We start from the raw sequence: 18,097 nt of genomic DNA, 5'->3' as shown, positions 1-18,097 counted from the left end.
TGCAAATCGCTGATTTGCAGGCGTTTTTGTTTAATCGGTCGGTGGTGACGGGGCGGCTGCGGCAAAGGCTGGTCAGTGATCCGGATGATGAAGGACCGGGGGCGGTGAGTGCGCGGGCCATCTTGCAGCGCAGGCCAGGCGCCCGATCGCTCACGGCCATTGCGCGGGTGGGTCTGACGGTCCGCGCGCAGATCAAGTCCGGCATCAGTGCGCCGCTAATACTGTGGACTAAATCCCGGATTCGACGTGATGTATCGATTGCCGCTATTGAGGCGCTTGTTCTCGTTCGGGAACAGTGGGCTGCAGCACAAGGCCAACGCGGTGGACCGGGTGATGGCCGTGATCGAGTTCGATCTGGATGGCCGCATCCTGGAGGTGAACCAGAACTTCCTGTCGCTGATGGGCTATCGGCGTGACGAAGTGGTCGGCCAGCATCACCGCATGTTCGTCACCGCCAGCGACCGCGATAGCGAGAGTTATCGCCAGTTCTGGGAGGCGTTGCGTCGCGGCGACTTCAATGCCGGGCGTTTCTGTCGACTGGACAAGCATGGACGCGAGGTGTGGATCAATGCCTCCTACAACCCGTTGCTCGATCGTGCCGGCAAGGCGTATCGGGTGGTGAAGTACGCCACCGACATTACCCAGCAGGTGCGTCAGACCGTCGATTTCGAAGGGCGGATCGATGCGATCGACAAGGTGATGGCGGTCATCGAGTTCTCGCTCGATGGCACGGTGCTCGATGCCAACCAGAATTTCCTGCAGGTGATGGGATACCGGCTCGATGAGATTCGCGGCAAGCATCACGGCATGTTCGTGGATGCCGCTACGCGCCAGTCCGCTCCCTATCGTGCGTTCTGGGAGTCGCTTGGGCGCGGCACATTCAACGCCGGTCGCTACAGGCGCATCGGCAAGGATGGGCGTGAAGTGTGGATCCAGGCGTCCTACAACCCGGTGCTGGACGCGCATGGGCGCCCGTACAAGGTGGTCAAGTACGCCACCGATGTGACCCGCCAGGTGGTCGATTCGGCCGATGCGGATGGCCGCATCCAGGCCATCGACAAGGTGATGGGGGTGATCGAGTTCGATCTGGAGGGCCACGTATTGGGCGCCAACGCCAATTTCCTGGCGATCCTGGGCTATACGCCGGAGGAGGCCATCGGCCGGCATCACGGGATGTTCGTCGATGCGGCCTACCGCGCATCGGAGGATTACCGCCATTTCTGGGCCAAGCTGGCGCGCGGCCAGTTCGATGCGGGGCGTTATTGCCGATTGCGCAAGGATGGCAGTGCGGTGTGGATCCAGGCCTCCTACAACCCGATCCTGGACGTATCCGGCCGCCCGTACAAGGTGGTCAAGTACGCCACCGATGTCACCGACCAGGTGCGTTCGGCCGAGCGCATGCACGAGCTGGTGCGGCAGACCCTGGGCATCGCGCAGAACGTGCAGCGCGAGTCGCACCACATTTCCGTCAGCAACCAGGAACTGGTCAGCCGCGCGTCCAGCCAGTCCCTGGCAGTGGCGCAGACCGCGGGCACGATCGATCAGCTGGCCGTCACGGTACAGGCCAATTCCGAGAGTGCGGGTTCGGCGCGGCAGATGGCCGAGGAATCGGCGGCGGTGGCACGTCGTGGTGCGGAGGTCATCGCCAAGGTGGTCGAGACCACGGCCGGGATTCGTTCTGCGACAGATCGGATCGGCCAGATCATCGAGGTCATCGATGGCATTGCCTTCCAGACCAATTTGTTGGCATTGAATGCAGCGGTGGAAGCGGCGCGTGCCGGCGAGCAGGGGCGCGGATTCGCGGTGGTGGCCACCGAAGTGCGCAATCTGGCGCAGCGCTGCAGCGTGTCGGCGCGGGAGATCCGCGCGTTGATCGACAATGCGACCGATCAGGTCGGCGATGGCTCGCGCCTGGCCGAACAGGCCGGCGTGGTGATGCAGGACATGGTGGGTTCGGTGCTGCGTGTCACCGCCACCGTCGAGCAGATCGCCAGTGCCAGCCGCGAGCAGGCGCAGGGTATCTCCACCGCCAATGCGGCATTGCAATCGATCGGCGTGCAGGCGCGCGACCAGGCGCAGATGGTCGACGACCTGGCGCGCTCGGCACGCGTGCTGGAGGCAGACGCCGATGCGTTGTTCGAACTGGTCAATGGCGACGCCGAGGAATCTACGCCGCAGGACGCCGCCCTCCTGCGGCGCGCCAGTGCGCAGGCTGCCTGACCGCGCACTGCGCCGCTGCGGCGACTTCGGCGCGCCGCGCCGCATCAGGCCCGTGCCGAATTACCTTGGCAGATCGAACACCAGCACTTCTGCATCGCGTGCATCGGCCAGCACGATCTCCGGCTCGCCGATGAGCTGTACCGCATCGCCGGCCGACAGCGCCTGCCCGTTCACGCTCAGGCTGCCGCGGGCCACCTGCACGTAACCGATGCGGCCCTCGGCCAGCGGCTGCTGCAGGCGCACCGCGCCGTCCAGGATGGTGGCGTACAGGCGTGCGTCCTGATGCAGGCGCAGCGAGCCGTTCTCACCGCCCGGCGAGGCGATCAGGCGCAGCTGGTTGTGCTTGCTGTCGGCATCGAAGTGCTTCTCTTCGTAGCTCGGCTCGATCCCGGCGCGTTCGGGCATCACCCAGATCTGCAGGAAATGCACCGGCTCGCTGGCCGAATGATTGAACTCGCTGTGGGTGACGCCGCTGCCGGCGCTCATGCGCTGCACATCGCCGTAGTGCAGGACTGACCCAGTGCCCATGCTGTCCTTGTGTTCCAGCGCCCCGCCCAGGACGTAGGAAATGATCTCCATGTCGCGATGGCCGTGGGTGCCGAAGCCTTCACCCGGCTGCACCTTGTCCTCGTTGATGACCCGCAGCGGGCCGATGCCCATGTGGCGCGGGTCGTGGTAGCTGGCGAAGGAAAAGGTATGGCGCGAGGACAGCCAGCCATGCTCGGCGCGGCCACGGGTTTCACTTTTGCGGACATTCAACATGCTGCTGCTCCAGGGTAGATTCGAATTGGCGCCGGTCTGTGGATCGGTGTGCCAGCGCCTTGATGGAGAGTCTCCGCCTCTGCGAGAGGAAGAAAAAGCGAGTAGATTTGGCTGCTATCATCGAAAAAATCGAACAATGAAGATCAGCCTGGAAGCGCTGCAGATCCTGGATGCGATCGACCGTCGTGGTTCATTCGCCGCCGCCGCCAAGGTGTTGTTCAAGGTGCCATCGACCATCTCCTACACGGTGGCCAGGCTCGAAGAGGACCTGGGCGTGCAGCTGTTCGAGCGCTTCGGGCCGAAGGCGACCCCCACCCAGGCCGGGCGCGAACTGCTGCGCGAAGGCCGCCATCTGCTGCGTGCGGCACAGGAACTGGAAGTGCGGGTGCGGCGGGTGGCTTCGGGCTGGGAATCGGACTTTGCGATCGGGCTGGATGCGATCCTGCAGGCGGCGTTGCTGCAGGATCAAATCCTGGCGTTCTACCGCGTGGCCGACAGTACCCGGCTGCGCGTGCTGAGCGAATCGCTGTCCGGCAGTTGGGAGGCCTTGCTGGATCGGCGGGTGGACCTGATCGTGGCGGCGGGCGAGGGGCCGAGTGGCGGCGGCTATGTCGCCGAGCCGATCGGCAGCGTGCAGTTCGTGTTCGCGGTGGCCTGCACTCATCCGCTGGCGGGCGCCGCCCTGCCGGGGGCGGCCGAGCTGGCCGACCACAGTGCGATCGCGGTGGCCGATTCGGCGCGGCGTTTGCTGCCGCGCACCGTGGGCCTGTTGTCCGGCCGCGATGTGCTGACCGTACCGGACATGCACACCAAGCTGCTGCTGCAACTGGCCGGTGTGGGCTATGGCTTCCTGCCCGAGCCTTACGCGCGCGGTGCATTGCAGGATGGCCGCTTGCAGGAGGTGCCGGTGGAAACGCGCAAGGCCGACGAAACCTTCTACCTGGCGTGGCGGCCGGGCGAGGAGGGCGAGGCCCTGAACTGGTGGCGCCAGGCGCTGCGCAGCGAGGGGCTGTTCGAGCGCTGGTCGCAGTCGCTGGCCGCAACGTATCGTTGCGTTGCCGCCGGGCAGTCGTGCGGCCACGCGAGCGCGGATAATGCCGGCTTGCCGTCGCGCAGGATCCCCGCATGCAAGGCTTGATCGAACAGTACGGATTGGCGCTGGTGTTCGCCAACGTGCTGGCGTTGTCGCTCGGGCTGCCGGTGCCGGCATTGCCGACGCTGGTGCTGGTGGGCGCAGGCTACGCGCTGGCGGGCGGCAGCGATGCCTGGCTGGCCGGTCTGGCGGCGTGGGGCGTGGCGGTGCTGGCCAGCCTGCTGGGCGACCTGGCCTGGTATCTGGCCGGCCGCCGCTTCGGCAACGGCACCTTGCGGTCGCTGTGCCGCCTGTCGCTGTCGCGCGATACCTGCATGAAGCAGACCGAGCGGTTTTTTTCGCGCTGGGGCGTGCGCGTGCTGGCGGTGGCCAAGTTCGTGCCCGGCCTGTCGATGGTGTCGGTGCCGATGGCCGGTGCCAGCCAGGTGCGGTTGGCGGCCTTCCTGCGCTACGACGCGTTGGGTGCTGCGCTGTGGGCGCTGGCCGGCCTGGGCCTGGGAGCGGTGTTCGCCGATCAGGTGCAGGACGTGCTGGCATTCCTGTCCGAACTGGGGTCCGGTGCGGTGGTGGTGCTGGTGGCGCTGCTGGCCGGCTATGTCGGCTGGCGCTGGTGGCGGCGGCATGCCTTGCTGCGGTCGCTGGAGCAGGCGCGCATCGCGGTGGACGAACTGCTGCCGTTGCTGGACGGCGATGAGCAGCAGCGCCCCACGGTGCTGGACATTCGTGCGCCCGGCTATCGCGATCTGCAGCCCTATACGATCCCGGGTGCCGTGTTTGCCGACGAACGACAGCTTGCGCACATCCTTGCCGACGTGCCGCGCGAACGTGCGGTCGTGATCTATTGCGCGTGCCCGGGCGAAGTCTCCGCCGCATGGCTGGCCGGGCGCCTGCGCGCGCGGGGTTATCGCGATGTGCGGCCATTGCGGGGTGGGTTGGATGCGTGGCACGCCGCCGGTTATCCGGTGACGTCGTTGCTGCCGCTAGTGGCGGCTGCAGGCGTGGACGTGCGAGGTGCAACGGTATGAGGACCGGCGCGCGCCTGCATGAGAGAGGTGTGGCGATCAACGGCTGACCGTGATGCGATCCACGCGGGTGCCGCGATCGGCGGCCGCATTGCCGGCATCGCTCAATCCAGGCTGGGAGATCAGGCAAAAAAAAGACCAGCAAGCTGGTCGTTTTCTTCAAGATTGGTGCGCCCGGAGAGATTCGAACTCCCGACCGCCTGGTTCGTAGCCAGGTACTCTATCCAACTGAGCTACGGGCGCATGTCTTGTGTTTGTCTTGCGCATCCGATGCAGTGCAAGCGGACGTTTAACTGAAAAAACAGCGGTTCAATGCTGTCTTTTTGTACTTCTTCTGAAGATGGTGCGCCCGGAGAGATTCGAACTCCCGACCGCCTGGTTCGTAGCCAGGTACTCTATCCAACTGAGCTACGGGCGCCTCGTCAGGAGCGGAATTATGCGGATGCACGCACGGGCCGTCAATCCCTTTGTGAAATTCCAGTGTCATCGACTGTGGCGCAATGCGTGCGTTTCAGCACCGCAGCCACGGCGTCAGGGGTTTTCATCCAGGCGAAATGATCGCTGCGCACGCCCAGTTGCGCATCGTCCAGCGGCTGCACATCGACTGGTGCGTGCGGCATCTTGCGCAGCAATGACTGCAACGCTGCGGGCGGGCCGAAGTGGTCGCGGGCGAAGGTCACCGCCGTGATCGGCACGCTGAGCGCACCCAGTGCGCGTTCCAGGTCCCAGGCGGTGCCGGCGGCGCGATAGCGATTGCTGCGACCGACCCATGCCCAGTCGCTAATCAAGCTGCGTGCCTCGGTGCCGGCAAAGCGCAGCGAGCGACCGTGCAGCACGCCCTGCACGCGCGCCAGCCAGGGCAGGAGGCGATAGGCCAACGGTAGCCCGTACCGCATGGGGCGCGGAAACTCTCGCCAGTACGGCGAGCCGCTGGCGACCAGCCACAACCGCGCGATGCGCGCCGGCTGCAAGGCGGCGTGGCAGCAGGCCAGTTGTCCGCCCAGGCTGTGACCGCCGACGAGGTGGGGCCGCTGCGGAGCGTGCCGCGCCATCAGTGCATGGCTGGCCGGAATATCGTCGGCCAGCAAGCTGCGAAAGCCCCAGTCATGCTGGCGCGATGGGCGCAGCGTGCTGCTGCCGTTGCCGCGCCATTCGTGCAGATACACCGCGATGCCGGCGGACGCCAGCGCTGTTGCCAATGGCAGGTAATGCCGTGCCGCCACGCCCAGTGCCGGGAGCCACAGCAGCGAGGCGACCGGCTGCACGGGCGCGCAGCGAATCACTTGCCAGGCGTGTCCATCGGCTGCGTTGGCAGTCAAGGTATCGCTGTGTAGGTTCATGCGCCGGGCGCCGCACCGAAGTGGTCGAGCACCAGCACCTGGCCACGGCCTGGGCGCTGGCCATGGCGGATGGCGCGCGCCACGTAGTCGATACCCGCTTCGCAGGCATTGAGCAGCGACAGGCCCTGGCACAGTTGCGCGGCGATCGCCGCCGACAGGCTGCAGCCGGTGCCGTGCGCGTCCACCTGCAGGCGCGGGTGCAGGAACACGTCCTGGGTGACGCCGTCGTCGAAGCGATCGACCACGCGCGCGCCTTCATGCAGATGGCCACCCTTGAGCAACACCGCCTGCGCGCCGAGGTCGAGCAGGGCCGCGGTGGCATGCTCGGCCGCATCGGCATCGTCGATGCGGCGGCCGGTGAGCAGCTCGGCTTCGGGCGTATTGGGCGTAACCAGCGTTGCCAGCGGCAGCAGGCGGCTGCGTAGCGCGTCCAGCGCGGCGTCTTCGAGCAAGCGCGCGCCGCTGGTGGACACCATCACCGGGTCCAGCACCACGAACGGGGGACGATGCGCTTGGAGCAGGTCGGCCACGCAGTGGATGACCTCGGCATTGGCCAGCATGCCCAACTTGACTGCCTGGATCTGGAAGTCGTCGAAACAGGCCTCTACCTGCGCCCGAAGAAACGTGATCGGCGGGATGTGCACCGCCGTCACCGCACGGGTATTTTGCGCAGTCAGCGCCGCGATGGCAGACAGGCCATGCACGCGATGGGCGGCGAAGGTCTTCAGGTCGGCCTGGATACCGGCACCACCGCCGGAATCGGAGCCGGCGATGGTCAATGCGGACAGCGTGCTGGGCGTGGTCATGCGCCGATTCTGCACTGCCCGGGCGGCGGCTGTGCAGAAGCGGATGCAGCGCGTGCGCCCGCTGGCGTGAAGCAGGGTTGCCTCAGGGGCTGCCGTTGATAGCGATTTCCGAAAATGCCCCGGTCTGCGGGTCGTACAGCGCGCCCCAGAACGCGCTGCCACCGTCGCAGACCCGGATCGCCTCGCGTGCCGGTCTGACCGGTGGGGCATTGGGCAGCTTGAAGGCGTTGATGTAGATCAGCTGCTGGCCCTGGATCACCACGCCGACATACTGGCGGTCGTATTCGCGCGGTTCGGCGATGGCCGGGGTCAGCGCATCCTGGCGCGACTCCAGCAATTCGACCTGCTGCTGGGTGGGGGCCCAATAGCCGCTGATGCGCCCGGGTTGGCGGGCGGGGCTGTCGCGCGAGCAGGTGTCCAGCACCTGCTCGGCGATGCCCTGCCGGGTGATGATCCACGACTGCCCGCTCTTGAGGTTGGTCGGCACGCTGGACGGCTGCTGCGTGGTGGCGCAGCCGGCCAGTGCGATCACCGCAAGCGCCAGCGCGCCGTGCAGGCTGCGCATCACAATACCTCCGAGGCGAAGTCGGCCAGGCGCGAGCGCTCGCCACGGCGCAAGGTGATGTGCGCGCTGTGCGGCCAGGCCTTGAAGCGGTCTACCGCGTAGGTCAGGCCCGAGGTGGTTTCGGTGAGGTAGGGCGTGTCGATCTGCTCGACGTTGCCCAGGCACACGATCTTGGTGCCGGGGCCGGCGCGGGTGATGAGCGTCTTCATCTGCTTCGGGGTGAGGTTCTGTGCCTCGTCCAGGATCAGATAGCGCGACAGGAAGGTGCGCCCGCGCATGAAGTTCATCGAGCGGATCTTGATGCGGCTGGCGAGCAGGTCGTTGGTGGCCGCGCGGCCCCACGAGCCGCCTTCCTGGTTATGCGTGAGCACTTCCAGGTTGTCGGTCAGCGCGCCCATCCACGGGGTCATCTTCTCTTCTTCGGTACCGGGCAGAAAGCCGATATCCTCGCCCACGCTGACGGTGGCGCGGGTCATGATGATCTCGCGGTAGCGCTGCTGGTCCATCGTCTGGGCCAGGCCGGCAGCGAGCGCGAGCAGCGTCTTGCCGGTACCGGCGGTGCCGAGCAGGGTGACGAAGTCGATCTCCGGGTCCATCAAGGCGTTGAGCGCGAAATTCTGCTCGCGGTTACGCGCCGCGATGCCCCAGACCGCGTGCTGGGCGGTGCGGAAGTCATCGACCAGGCACAGCGTGGCCTTGCCGCCGCCGACCCGCGCCACGCGCAGTTCCACCTCGTCCTCGCCTGGCAGGTACAGGTACTGGTTGGGGTACCAGTCCTCGTCGGCGGTCGGCACGATTTCGTAGTGGGTGCGGCCGCGCTCGTTCCAACTGCGCAGGTCCTGGTTGTGCTTCTGCCAGAAATCTTCCGGCAGTTCGATCGCACCGGTGAACAGCAGGCTGAAATCGTCCAGCGCGCGGTCGTTCTGGTAGTCCTCGGCGACCAGGCCGCTGATGTAGGCCTTGATGCGCAGGTTGATGTCCTTGGACACCAGGATGACCGGCACCTCCGGATTTTCTTCGCGCAACGCCAGCACCGAGGCCAGGATCTTGTTGTCCGGCAGCATCGCGCCGAAGGTGCGGCCCGGGTCGATCGGGTGGATCTGGAAGTACAGCCGACCGATCGCGGCCTGGCCCTTGAGCTGGATGCCCTGCGGGTGGCTCAGCACGATGCCGGCCTGGATCTGCTCGGCGTTGGTGTTCTCCAGCAGCTCATCCAGGAAGCGGCTGACCTGGCGCGCGTTGCGGCTGACTTCGGAGGTGCCCTTCTTGGCGTTGTCCAGCTCCTCGATCACCTGCATCGGCAGGAAGACATCGTGCTCCTCGAACTTGAACAGCGCGGTGGGATCGTGCATCAGCACGTTGGTGTCCAGCACGTAGATGCGCTTGCCTCGGGTCATTGGGTCTTCCAGGTGATGAAGCAGGGGCGAGCCATCACGCCTGCCGGGGCAGGGTGATGGAGGACGCGGGAAGCGAGGGGTGTCACTGTTTGGCGTGCGCCTTCAACGCGGCCAGCACGGCCTCGGCATGGCCGGCCACCTTGACCTTGCGCCATTCCTGCACGATGCGCCCCTCGGGCGAGAGCAGGAAGGTGCTGCGCTCGATGCCGAGCACCTGCTTGCCATACATGTTCTTTTCCTTAATGACGTCGAAGGCGCGGCACAGGGCCTCGTCGCCATCGCTGACCAGCGGGAAGGCAAACCCCTGCTTGGCGCAGAAATTGTCGTGCGACTTCACCGAATCGCGCGAGACGCCCAGCACGGCGGCGCCGGCTTTCTTGAACTGCGGCAACAGTGCGTTGAAGTCCAGGCCTTCGGTGGTGCAGCCGGGGGTGCTGTCCTTGGGATAGAAGTAGATCACCAGCCACTGGCCGGCATGGTCGCGCAGGTTGGTCTGGGTGCCGCCGGACAGCGCCAGCGGCAGGTCGAGGGTGGCGGCAGGAAGTTGGGTGGCAGCGTCGGTCATCGTTGCTCGGCCTGTGAAGGGAGGATGTGGTCGGCGGCCGATCAGGCCGGCCCGACGTCCATCCCATCATAAGCAGCGACATGGAAACGTTTGGCAAGCGCATCGAACTGCGCATTGCGCTGATTCAGCGACTCCAGCGTGTGATGCTCGCGCTTGTCTACATGCAGGAAATACGACTGCTCGTCGTCGCCATCGTCTTCGTCGCGTTCGCCGAGGAAGATGTCGATGACCCGGTAGCCATCCTGGGTCAATTGTTCGGCGAGCCGTTGCAGCGGCTGTTGCGCCGGGTCGGCGAAGAAATATTCCCAGCGCAGCGGGCCATCCAGATCCCAGTCGGTTTCCGAGCGGATGTGGTCGAACATCTGTTTCAGCGCGGACAGCGCGATGGCCATGGGGTGCTCCTGCCTCAGAACTTCATCGGGTCCATGATCGCGTCGAGATTGAGGTGATCACAGAATTCCAGGAAATCATCGCGCAAGGCGGCGATGTGCATGTTGGCCGGCACGCCGATGGTCACCTGCGCCGAGAACATCTCCGCACCGGTCTGCATGGCGCGGTAGCGGGTGCTCTGCAGGTTTTCGATGGTGATGCCCTGGCGGTCGAAGAAATCGGCCAGCTGGAACAGGATGCCGGGCTTGTCGGCGGCAATCACCTCGACGATGTATGGCAGCAGGTTGGACTGCGCCTGCTTGGGGCCGGTGCGGTACCACACCAGCTTCAGGCCTTCCTCGCGTTCCAGGCGGGTCAGCATGGCTTCGAGCTTGGCGACCGAGTCCCAGGAGCCGGTGGCCAGTGCGGTGACCGAGACATCGCGCCCCACCGTGGCCAGGCGGGCGTCGACGAGATTGCAGCCGCTGTCGGCGATGCGGCGGGTGACGGGCAACAGGGGGGACTCCGGATGCGTCGTGTAGGCGTTAATCAGGAGGTGGTTTTCGGTCGGCGAAGGCCGGGGAGTCGAGTCGGTCAAAGGGGCTTCCGGCGTTGCATCAGGCTGAATGGCCGCCCGGGCAGGCGCCCTGGCGGTGACCAGCATACTTGCCCGTGGTTTCGCGCCGCAAGTAACATGCAGCTGGTCTCAACCTGCGCTCGCGCGGGCCTCTCCTGTCACGTAAGAGCAGCAGAATCTTGTCCCTTTCCGGCATCATCACCGCGCTGGCGACCCCCTTCGGTCCCGACGGCGCACTCGACCTGGATGCCTGGCGGCGGTTGCTGGAGCAGCAACTGCGCGGCGGTGTGCAGGGAATCGTGGTTGCCGGCTCCACCGGCGAAGCGGCGACCCTCAGCGACGACGAATACGACACGCTGCTGCGTGCGGCGGTGGCGCAGGTGGCCGGCCGTGTGCCGGTGCTGGCCGGGACCGGCCTGTCCGGCACCGCCAAGACCATCGTGCAGACGCGCCGCGTCGCCGCCCTGGGTGCGCAGTACGCGCTGGTGGTCACGCCACCGTACGTGCGGCCGACCCAGGCGGGGTTGAAGGCGCATTTTCAGGCAGTCGCCGACCAGGGCGGGTTGCCGGTGGTGCTGTACAACGTGCCGGGTCGTACTGGTTGCGACCTGCTGCCCGAGACGGTGGCCGAGCTGGTCGGTCACCCGAACATCGTCGGCATCAAGGAAGCCCGCAGCGAATCCGAGCGCTTGGCCGCGCTGGTGACGCTGCGCAGCGCCACCTTTGCGATACTCAGCGGCGACGACGGCAGTGCCGCGCAGGCGATGCTGGCCGGCGCCGATGGTCTGGTCTCGGTGGCGTCCAACGCCTTGCCATCGGCGTATCGGCGCCTGTGCGACCTGTCGCGTGCCGGCCAGCGCGAAGCGGCGCTGGCCTGGGACGCACGCCTGCGCGAGTACCACAGCTTCTGCGGGATCGAATCCAATCCCATCCCGGTCAAGGCGCTGCTGCAGCGCGCCGGGATCGGGCATGGCCTGCGCCTGCCGCTACTGCCACTTTCCCCGGCGCACCAGCCTGCCGCCGACCGCCTTGCCGCCGACGCCATCGCGTTGGAAGCGCTTTCCAGCCGCGAAATGCTCGCGGCCTGACCCAGGAGATCTATCGATGCGTCCTTCCGTTTCCCCCGTCCGCGTGCTGTCGCTCGCGTTGCTGGCGACCGCCACCGTCGCTGCCACGAGCGGTTGCAGCTGGTTCAAGAAGGGCGCGCGCGGCGATTATGCGCTGGCGCCGGAGTCTCGCCCGCTGGAAGTGCCGCCAGACCTGAATCTGCCCGACACCTCCGGTGCCATGAAGGTTCCGACCCTGGCCTCGGCCACGCAGCAGAACACCAACACGCCGCCGTCGGCGAGCGCCAACAGTGGCTTCAACGTGGCGGGCGAGCGCGACGAGGTGTTCGCCAAGGTGGGTGCAGCGCTGGCCGATATCCCCGGCCTGACCATCGCCAGCAAGGCGCAGATGCTTGGCTCCTACGACGTGAGCTACGAGGGTTCCAGCTTCCTGGTGCGCGTGGTCAAGGTCGAGGCGGGCAGCTACGTGTCGGCAGTGGACCCGCGCGGCATGCCGGCCACGGCGGCCGCGCCGGTGGCGGTGATCTCCTCGCTGAAGAGCAAGCTGGGCGGCTGAGTGGTTGTCAGCATGGCCGGATAGCGAAACGGGCGCCTGAGGCGCCCGTTTTGTTTTGCAGTGCTCGCGGTGAGGGGCTGGCGGGGTGCGCTCGCCGAAGGCGGCCTCAGCGTTGCAGCAGCGGCAGCTTGTTCGGCTTGCCGTCCCATTCGGCGGCATCGGGCAGCGGTTCCTGGCGCACGGTCAGCACCGGCCAGGCCTTGGCTAGCTCGGCGTTGAGCGCAACGAAGCCTTCCTGGCCAGCCGGCACGTCGTCTTCCGGGTAGATCGCATTGGCCGGGCATTCCGGTTCGCACAAGGTGCAATCGATGCACTCGTCCGGGTCGATGACCAGAAAGTTCGGGCCAACGTGGAAGCAATCCACCGGGCAGACTTCGACGCAGTCGGTGTATTTGCACTTGATGCAGTTTTCGGTGACAACAAAAGGCATGGCGGAATCCGGCGTTTAGCCTGTCAATTCTAAAGCAGTCTGGTGGCGGGTGTGAGGTTGCTGCGCTGTTGCGTGGAGCTGGCTGTTTTGCTGCGCGCGCTGCAAGTTTTGCCTGCACGAACGCCTTGCCTGGTGAGATGGCTGCCTTCCGCCGTACCCTCACCCCAACCCCTCTCCCGGGGGGAGAGGGGCTTTTTGTCCTGTCTGCACCCAGAATTCAGGCCAAAGCGCGTTGCTGGGCCAGGGCGTACAGGCCGGCGGCGGCCAAGTCCTCCGGGTGGTGCTGGGTCTGGACACCCAGATGCGTCAACGCCAGCGCGTAGCGCTGCGCCAGCGCGGGGCTGCCGACCAGATGCACGGTGGCGTGCGTGCCGCGGTGCTCGCGCAGTTCGTGGCCGATCAACAGGCCGGACAGGTACGAGGGCAGCGCCTGCGCGTCCAGGCGGTCGAACAGGCCCAGCGTACGGGTGCCGAACAGGTGATGGCTGAGCCCGCCCGGTTCGGCGCTGCGCGCGATACCGAGCAGGAACGCGCGCTCGTCGAGTTCGGCGTGGGGGTCGGGGATCAGCTTGCCGAGGATGCTGTGCTGGCACAGCACCGCGTACAGCTCGCCGGTCATGACGGTGGCGAAGTCGGTCAGCCGGCCATTGCCGAGCGTGGCCCATTTGCTGTGCGTGCCCGGCAGGCAGGCCACATGCTCCCCCTGGCCCAGGCTGGCGAGCAGGCCGACCAGCTGGGTTTCCTCGCCACGCATCACGTCGGGCACGCCGCGCCGCTCGCCGGTGCTGACGCCGGGCACGAACCACAGCGTGCGGCCGGGCAGCAGGTCCTGGTAGCGGCGCATGGCCGCTGCCAGCGCAGCGGTGTCGGTGGGGCAGGGCAGGTAGGCCTGTTCGACCCAGCCATTGCGGCTGCCTATCATGCCCGAGAGCAGTACCGGGCCGTCCCAGCCGTCGATCAATGCGCTCAGCACGTCGGCAAAGCGGCCCTGGCAGGCCAGGATGCCGTCGCTGCTGCGACGTTGGTCGAGCACGGCGCCGCTGGCGTCGAGCAGGTAGGCGCGCAGGCTGCTGGTGCCCCAGTCGACGGCGATCATGCGCTGGCCACCCGGCTTTCGGGCAGGCCGGCGATGGCGAGATCGCAGACGAACAGGCTGCCGGCGTCGGGCATGCGGGCGAGTTCTTCGGCGCTCTGGTCCAGACGCGAGGAAATCACGTACAGGCGATCCAGTGCCGCGCCGCCGAAGGCGCTGCAGGTGGGGTGCTTGACCGGCAGCTGCACGATGCGCTCCACGCTGCCATCGGGGCGATAGCGCACCACGCGCGAGGCGCGCCATTGCGCATTCCACAGGTGGCCCTGGCTGTCGATGATGGAGCCGTCCGGTTCGGCGTCGTCACGATCCAGGGTGGTGAACACCCGCGTGTTGCTGGTCTGCGCGGTCTCCGGATCGTAATCGCAGCACAGGATCTGCGGGCGTACCGAGTCGCAGTAGTACAGGGTGCGGCCGTCCAGGCTGAAGCAGATCGAGTTGGGGATCGACACGCCCGGCAGCGGCAACGCACGCAAGCCATGCGCCAGCGAGAACTGATACAGCGCGCCGCGTGCGGCCTTGGTGGCGTGTTCGTCCATGGTGCCGAACACCAGATTGCCGTGCCGATCGACGCGGCCATCGTTGCTGCGCGTGTGCGGGTTGCCGGTTTCGAAGTCGGCCAGCGTTTCGAACGGCAGCGCGTCGGCGTCGGTGTTGTCCGGATCGACCACGCCAATCGCCTTGGCCAGCGCGACCAGCACGCGGCCATCGTCCATCAGGCCCAGGCATCCGGGGCGATCGGGCAGCGTCCAGTAGCGCGATTGCGCCGTGGCCGGATGATGCCGCCACAGGCGCTTCTCGCTGATGTCGACCCAGTACAGCGCCTGGCGCTGCTCGCACCACAGCACGCCTTCGCCGTGCGTGCAGCGGCTGTCGAGCGCCAGCACGGCGGTGTGTTCGGGCATGCTCACCATTCGGCGATACTGCCATCGCTGTGGCGCCACACCGGGTTACGCCAGTCCGGCGGAGTTTCGTTGGCGCGCTTGAGCATGGCTTCGTCGATCTCCACACCCAGCCCGGGCTTGGGCAACGCGGCGATGCTGCCATCGATACACTGAAAATCGTCTTTGTTGAGGACGTAATCGAGCAGGTCGGCGCCTTCGTTGTAGTGGATGCCGATGCTCTGTTCCTGCAGCACCGCGTTGTGCGAGACGAAGTCCACGTGCAGGCAGGCGGCCAAGGCAATCGGGCCGAGCGGGCAGTGCGGGGCGAAGCCGACATCGTAGGCTTCGGCCATCGCGGCGATCTTGACGCATTCGGTGATGCCGCCAGCATGCGAGAGATCCGGCTGCACCATGCCGATGCCACCGGCGCACAGCACGTTCTTGAACTCGAAGCGCGAGAACATGCGCTCGCCGGCCGCCAACGGAATCGAGGTGCTTGCGGCCAGGCGCGGGTAGTACTCGGCTTGTTCGGCCAGCACCGGTTCTTCGACGAACAAGGGCTTGAACGGTTCGAGCTCGCGCAGCAGTGCCTTGGCCATCGGCGCGCCGACGCGGCCATGGAAGTCGATGCCGAAATCGATGGCGTTGCCGAAGGTTTCGCGGATCTCGGCCACCTTGACCACCGCCGCATCGACCGCGCGCGCGCTGTCGATCAGCTTCATTTCCTCGGTGCCGTTGAACTTGAAGGTGTCAAAGCCCAACGCACGGTAGTCGGTGATCTGCTGGATGATGGCCCCGGGGCGGTCGCCGCCGACCCAGCGGTAGGTCTTCATGCGATCGCGTACCAGCCCGCCCAGCAGCTCGTACACCGGCACGCCCAGCGCCTTGCCCTTGATGTCCCACAGCGCCTGGTCGATGCCGGCGATGGCGCTCATCAGGATGGCACCGCCGCGATAGAAACCGGCGCGGTACATGGTCTGCCACAGGTCGTTGATACGCGCCGGGTCCTTGCCGACGATGTAGCCGGCCAGTTCGTGCACGGCCGCTTCCACGCTGCGCGCGCGGCCTTCGATGACCGGCTCGCCCCAACCGGTGATGCCTTCGTCGGTCTCGACCTTGAGGAACAGCCAGCGCGGTGCGGCGTGGTAGGTGGTGAGGCGGGTGATCTTCATCCTTGCAGTTCCTGGTAGGCCTGCACGAACGCGCGTGCATGCGTCTGGGTTGTTTCGAGGGATTGGCCGGGTTTGTACAGTTCGCCGCCGATACCGGCGCCAGCGGCGCCCTGGGCGATGAAACCGGCCAGGGTCTGCGGGCTGACGCCGCCGACCACGTAGACCGGGATGTGGGGGGGCAGCACCGAGCGCAGCGCGCGCACATGCGCCGCGCCATAAGTCGCCGCCGGGAACAGTTTCAGGATCGTTGCGCCGGCATCGATGGCGTCGAATGCCTCGCTGGCGGTGGCAAAGCCGGCCACCACGGTCAGGCCGCGCGCCACTGCATGGCGGATCAGGCTGGGGCGCGTATTCGGGGTGACGATGAAGCGCGCACCGATCTCGGCCAGGGTGTCCACGTCGTCGTTGCGCAGCACGGTGCCGGCACCGATCCAGGCGCGCTCGCCATAGGTCTGCTGGGCCAGTGCAATGCTCTGCTCCCAGCGCGGCGAATTGAGCGGGATCTCGATCGCATCGAAGCCGGCGTCGATCAGCGCGCCGACATGGTCGGGCGTCTCTTCCGGGGTGATGCCACGCAGGATGGCGATCAGCGGCAGGGCGAACAGGCTGGCGGTGGTGTCTGAGGTCATGCGGTTACTCGCGGTAGAGCGGAAAGCGGCCGTTGGCGGCCGAGCGGCCGACAACGTTTGAGGAGCGTGCGCGACTGCGCGGGCAGAAGATTGCCGCCAATGCGCAATCCGGTGTCAAAAACGCAATGCGGGGAGGCGCTGCGCCAACGCGCACACGACCAGGCGCGGCAAGCGCATGCCGGCTGCTACGGCGTGCAAGTGGCCGGCAAGTTGCGGTCATCGTCGTCCACCTCCACGGTCATGGCATGCGTGTTGCCGCTTGGTCGAGGCGGGTCACGTCTGTTCTGGCCGCGCCCGGGAGGTAGGGGGCTCCTGCTGCGGCGAGCGCTAGCCTCGCGCGGTGAGATATGTGCGGCAAATGAAATTTTCGGCATATTCTATTCCCTCGATGAATACACGGCCGTAATCGCATCCCATGGCAAATTCCGCGACTCCCTGGTTCAACGCCGCCCGGCTCAAGACACGCCAACTGTTGCTGCTGCTGCATCTGCATGAACAACGCTCGGTGCTGCGTGCGGCCGAGGCCGCCAGCATGACCCAGCCGGCCGCTTCCAAGCTGCTGGCCGAAATGGAAGACATGCTGGGGGTGAAACTATTCGAACGGCACGCGCGCGGTGTCGAGCCGACCTGGTATGGGCATGTGCTGATCCGGCGCGCCCGCGCGGCCATGTCGGAGATCGGCCGCGCGCAGGAAGAAATTGCCGCCCTGCGTGCCGGGCGGATGGGGCAGGCCTCGATCGGCACCGTGGTCAACCCGGGCACCAACCTGGTGCCGCAGGCCATTGCCGAGGTCAAACGCGAGTTTCCGGACATCCTGGTGCGGGTGGAGATGGACTACAGCCGTCCGCTGGTGGCCAAGTTGCTGGATGGCCAGCTCGATATCGTGATTGGCCGCATCCTGGGGCCGGAAGGGGTGGGCGAGCTGGAGTTCGAGCCGCTGGCCGACGAGCCGCATTCGGTGATCGCCCGCGCCGGCCACCCGCTGGCCAGCCGCGCCGGCCTGCAGCATGCGGACCTGGTGCGACATGGCTGGATCCTGCCGCCGGCCGACAGCGTGCTGCGCGCGCGGCTGGACTCGATGTTCATGGAGCACGGCGTGCAGACGCCGACCAATGCCATCGAAACCTCGTCCCTGCCGGTCACCTCGACCCTGCTGCGCGGCACCGACATGCTGACCGCCTTGCCGGTGGAGTCGGTGGCGCCACTGATCCAGGCCAAGCTGCTGACGGTGCTGCCGATTGAACTGGGGGTGCGGATGGAGTCGTTCGGCATCATCCGGCGGCGCGATTACGTGCTGCCTCCGGGCGCCGAACGCATCCTGCAGGCGCTGCGCACCACGGCGCGCCGGTTATACCCAGGTCTGCGCGGGCCGGAATCCCTTGGCTGAGCAAGCTCTTCCATTGGTATTCTGTGGGGTGATATCACCCTGTGAAATTTTCATTGGTTGGCGGTGGCGCACGCGCCTATATCTGTGCGCCAGATCCCATGCTGAAGCGTACGTGAAGTCGGGCAAGTGATCGGCGGTCTAGCCGCCATGTAGCAACAACGTGGAG

At 66.5% G+C, this 18,097-nt stretch carries 19 protein-coding genes and 2 tRNA genes; 6 read left to right on the top strand and 15 right to left on the bottom strand.

Annotated elements, in window-relative coordinates:
* Window positions 1–276 precede the first annotated feature (276 nt).
* Window positions 277–2,220: a methyl-accepting chemotaxis protein gene (locus tag XcuCFBP2542_RS00155; RefSeq protein WP_104601628.1), complete on the top strand. Its 1,944-nt coding sequence runs from the start codon at window positions 277–279 to the stop codon at window positions 2,218–2,220.
* A 60-nt stretch (window positions 2,221–2,280) separates the two neighbouring features.
* Here XcuCFBP2542_RS00155 and XcuCFBP2542_RS00150 read toward each other — a convergent pair whose 3' ends face one another.
* Window positions 2,281–2,982 carry a pirin family protein gene (locus tag XcuCFBP2542_RS00150; protein ID WP_104601627.1) on the bottom strand — a complete coding sequence of 234 codons (702 nt, stop codon included), beginning with the start codon at window positions 2,980–2,982 and terminating at the stop codon, window positions 2,281–2,283.
* Window positions 2,983–3,118: 136 nt separating this feature from the next.
* Here XcuCFBP2542_RS00150 and XcuCFBP2542_RS00145 point away from each other — a divergent pair, with 136 nt between their 5' ends.
* Window positions 3,119–4,120 carry a LysR substrate-binding domain-containing protein gene (locus XcuCFBP2542_RS00145; protein WP_249027587.1) on the top strand — a complete coding sequence of 334 codons (1,002 nt, stop codon included), beginning with the start codon at window positions 3,119–3,121 and terminating at the stop codon, window positions 4,118–4,120.
* Entirely contained in the window at window positions 4,108–5,100 is a 993-nt protein-coding gene (locus XcuCFBP2542_RS00140) for a DedA family protein/thiosulfate sulfurtransferase GlpE (RefSeq protein ID WP_104601626.1), read from the top strand. The genes XcuCFBP2542_RS00145 and XcuCFBP2542_RS00140 overlap by 13 nt, the downstream gene beginning before the upstream one ends.
* 163 nt (window positions 5,101–5,263) lie before the next feature.
* Here the strand turns inward: XcuCFBP2542_RS00140 and XcuCFBP2542_RS00135 are convergent.
* From XcuCFBP2542_RS00135 to XcuCFBP2542_RS00095, 9 genes are all read right to left on the bottom strand, one after another.
* Window positions 5,264–5,340, bottom strand: a tRNA-Arg gene (locus tag XcuCFBP2542_RS00135).
* Between the two features lie 98 nt (window positions 5,341–5,438).
* Window positions 5,439–5,515: transfer RNA gene (locus tag XcuCFBP2542_RS00130), tRNA-Arg, on the bottom strand.
* Between the two features lie 40 nt (window positions 5,516–5,555).
* Window positions 5,556–6,437 (bottom strand): alpha/beta hydrolase family protein, encoded by an 882-nt coding sequence (locus XcuCFBP2542_RS00125; RefSeq protein WP_104601625.1) that lies wholly within the window; start codon window positions 6,435–6,437, stop codon window positions 5,556–5,558.
* A complete protein-coding gene (gene thiD / locus XcuCFBP2542_RS00120; RefSeq protein WP_170066924.1) occupies window positions 6,434–7,243 on the bottom strand; it encodes a bifunctional hydroxymethylpyrimidine kinase/phosphomethylpyrimidine kinase in 810 nt (269 codons plus the stop codon). The genes XcuCFBP2542_RS00125 and thiD overlap by 4 nt, the downstream gene beginning before the upstream one ends.
* Before the next feature lie 82 nt (window positions 7,244–7,325).
* Window positions 7,326–7,808: a hypothetical protein gene (locus XcuCFBP2542_RS00115; protein WP_104601623.1), complete on the bottom strand. Its 483-nt coding sequence runs from the start codon at window positions 7,806–7,808 to the stop codon at window positions 7,326–7,328.
* Window positions 7,808–9,205, bottom strand: a complete 1,398-nt coding sequence (locus tag XcuCFBP2542_RS00110) for a PhoH family protein (protein ID WP_104601622.1) — start codon at window positions 9,203–9,205, stop codon at window positions 7,808–7,810. Before XcuCFBP2542_RS00110 ends, XcuCFBP2542_RS00115 begins: the two co-directional genes overlap by 1 nt.
* Before the next feature lie 82 nt (window positions 9,206–9,287).
* Window positions 9,288–9,770 carry a peroxiredoxin gene (locus XcuCFBP2542_RS00105; RefSeq protein ID WP_104601621.1) on the bottom strand — a complete coding sequence of 161 codons (483 nt, stop codon included), beginning with the start codon at window positions 9,768–9,770 and terminating at the stop codon, window positions 9,288–9,290.
* Window positions 9,771–9,811: 41 nt separating this feature from the next.
* Entirely contained in the window at window positions 9,812–10,162 is a 351-nt protein-coding gene (locus XcuCFBP2542_RS00100; RefSeq protein ID WP_104601620.1) for a ribonuclease E inhibitor RraB, read from the bottom strand.
* Window positions 10,163–10,176: 14 nt separating this feature from the next.
* On the bottom strand, window positions 10,177–10,803 hold the full coding sequence (locus tag XcuCFBP2542_RS00095) for a glycine cleavage system transcriptional repressor (RefSeq protein ID WP_104601619.1): 627 nt from the start codon (window positions 10,801–10,803) through the stop codon (window positions 10,177–10,179).
* Between the two features lie 92 nt (window positions 10,804–10,895).
* On the opposite strand from XcuCFBP2542_RS00095, the gene dapA reads away from it, so the two are divergent.
* Entirely contained in the window at window positions 10,896–11,804 is a 909-nt protein-coding gene (gene dapA / locus XcuCFBP2542_RS00090; RefSeq protein WP_104601618.1) for a 4-hydroxy-tetrahydrodipicolinate synthase, read from the top strand.
* A gap of 16 nt (window positions 11,805–11,820) precedes the next feature.
* Window positions 11,821–12,339, top strand: coding sequence for a hypothetical protein (locus XcuCFBP2542_RS00085; RefSeq protein ID WP_104601617.1), 519 nt, complete (start codon window positions 11,821–11,823; stop codon window positions 12,337–12,339).
* A 106-nt stretch (window positions 12,340–12,445) separates the two neighbouring features.
* Here XcuCFBP2542_RS00085 and fdxA read toward each other — a convergent pair whose 3' ends face one another.
* The 5 genes from fdxA to XcuCFBP2542_RS00060 all read right to left on the bottom strand — a co-directional run bounded on the left by fdxA (window position 12,446) and on the right by XcuCFBP2542_RS00060 (window position 16,544).
* Window positions 12,446–12,769, bottom strand: coding sequence for a ferredoxin FdxA (gene fdxA / locus XcuCFBP2542_RS00080; protein ID WP_006453280.1), 324 nt, complete (start codon window positions 12,767–12,769; stop codon window positions 12,446–12,448).
* A gap of 217 nt (window positions 12,770–12,986) precedes the next feature.
* Entirely contained in the window at window positions 12,987–13,865 is an 879-nt protein-coding gene (locus tag XcuCFBP2542_RS00075; protein WP_104601616.1) for a 2-dehydro-3-deoxygalactonokinase, read from the bottom strand.
* Complete coding sequence (locus XcuCFBP2542_RS00070; protein ID WP_104601615.1) at window positions 13,862–14,773, bottom strand: SMP-30/gluconolactonase/LRE family protein; 912 nt, start codon at window positions 14,771–14,773, stop codon at window positions 13,862–13,864. The genes XcuCFBP2542_RS00075 and XcuCFBP2542_RS00070 overlap by 4 nt, the downstream gene beginning before the upstream one ends.
* Window positions 14,767–15,915: a galactonate dehydratase gene (gene dgoD, locus XcuCFBP2542_RS00065; protein ID WP_104601614.1), complete on the bottom strand. Its 1,149-nt coding sequence runs from the start codon at window positions 15,913–15,915 to the stop codon at window positions 14,767–14,769. The genes XcuCFBP2542_RS00070 and dgoD overlap by 7 nt, the downstream gene beginning before the upstream one ends.
* Window positions 15,912–16,544 (bottom strand): 2-dehydro-3-deoxy-6-phosphogalactonate aldolase, encoded by a 633-nt coding sequence (locus XcuCFBP2542_RS00060; protein WP_104601613.1) that lies wholly within the window; start codon window positions 16,542–16,544, stop codon window positions 15,912–15,914. The genes dgoD and XcuCFBP2542_RS00060 overlap by 4 nt, the downstream gene beginning before the upstream one ends.
* A gap of 415 nt (window positions 16,545–16,959) precedes the next feature.
* On the opposite strand from XcuCFBP2542_RS00060, the gene XcuCFBP2542_RS00050 reads away from it, so the two are divergent.
* Entirely contained in the window at window positions 16,960–17,931 is a 972-nt protein-coding gene (locus tag XcuCFBP2542_RS00050; RefSeq protein ID WP_104601611.1) for a LysR family transcriptional regulator, read from the top strand.
* The last annotated feature ends 166 nt before the right edge of the window (window positions 17,932–18,097 follow it).

Origin of the sequence: Xanthomonas cucurbitae (assembly GCF_002939885.1) — a bacterium.
Classification (GTDB): Bacteria; Pseudomonadota; Gammaproteobacteria; order Xanthomonadales; family Xanthomonadaceae; genus Xanthomonas; species Xanthomonas cucurbitae.
Note: the sequence above shows the minus strand (reverse complement) of the source record. Positions and strands in the feature narration are given on the sequence as shown.

Coding starts and splice junctions, on each gene's coding strand:
- XcuCFBP2542_RS00150 (WP_104601627.1), bottom strand. CDS start 2,982: ATGTTGAATGTCCGCAAAAGTGAAACCCGTGGCCGCGCCGAGCATGGC.
- XcuCFBP2542_RS00145 (WP_249027587.1), top strand. CDS start 3,119: ATGAAGATCAGCCTGGAAGCGCTGCAGATCCTGGATGCGATCGACCGT.
- XcuCFBP2542_RS00140 (WP_104601626.1), top strand. CDS start 4,108: ATGCAAGGCTTGATCGAACAGTACGGATTGGCGCTGGTGTTCGCCAAC.
- XcuCFBP2542_RS00125 (WP_104601625.1), bottom strand. CDS start 6,437: ATGAACCTACACAGCGATACCTTGACTGCCAACGCAGCCGATGGACAC.
- thiD (WP_170066924.1), bottom strand. CDS start 7,243: ATGACCACGCCCAGCACGCTGTCCGCATTGACCATCGCCGGCTCCGAT.
- XcuCFBP2542_RS00115 (WP_104601623.1), bottom strand. CDS start 7,808: ATGCGCAGCCTGCACGGCGCGCTGGCGCTTGCGGTGATCGCACTGGCC.
- XcuCFBP2542_RS00110 (WP_104601622.1), bottom strand. CDS start 9,205: ATGACCCGAGGCAAGCGCATCTACGTGCTGGACACCAACGTGCTGATG.
- XcuCFBP2542_RS00105 (WP_104601621.1), bottom strand. CDS start 9,770: ATGACCGACGCTGCCACCCAACTTCCTGCCGCCACCCTCGACCTGCCG.
- XcuCFBP2542_RS00100 (WP_104601620.1), bottom strand. CDS start 10,162: ATGGCCATCGCGCTGTCCGCGCTGAAACAGATGTTCGACCACATCCGC.
- XcuCFBP2542_RS00095 (WP_104601619.1), bottom strand. CDS start 10,803: ATGCTGGTCACCGCCAGGGCGCCTGCCCGGGCGGCCATTCAGCCTGAT.
- XcuCFBP2542_RS00085 (WP_104601617.1), top strand. CDS start 11,821: ATGCGTCCTTCCGTTTCCCCCGTCCGCGTGCTGTCGCTCGCGTTGCTG.
- fdxA (WP_006453280.1), bottom strand. CDS start 12,769: ATGCCTTTTGTTGTCACCGAAAACTGCATCAAGTGCAAATACACCGAC.
- XcuCFBP2542_RS00075 (WP_104601616.1), bottom strand. CDS start 13,865: ATGATCGCCGTCGACTGGGGCACCAGCAGCCTGCGCGCCTACCTGCTC.
- XcuCFBP2542_RS00070 (WP_104601615.1), bottom strand. CDS start 14,773: ATGGTGAGCATGCCCGAACACACCGCCGTGCTGGCGCTCGACAGCCGC.
- dgoD (WP_104601614.1), bottom strand. CDS start 15,915: ATGAAGATCACCCGCCTCACCACCTACCACGCCGCACCGCGCTGGCTG.
- XcuCFBP2542_RS00060 (WP_104601613.1), bottom strand. CDS start 16,544: ATGACCTCAGACACCACCGCCAGCCTGTTCGCCCTGCCGCTGATCGCC.
- XcuCFBP2542_RS00050 (WP_104601611.1), top strand. CDS start 16,960: ATGGCAAATTCCGCGACTCCCTGGTTCAACGCCGCCCGGCTCAAGACA.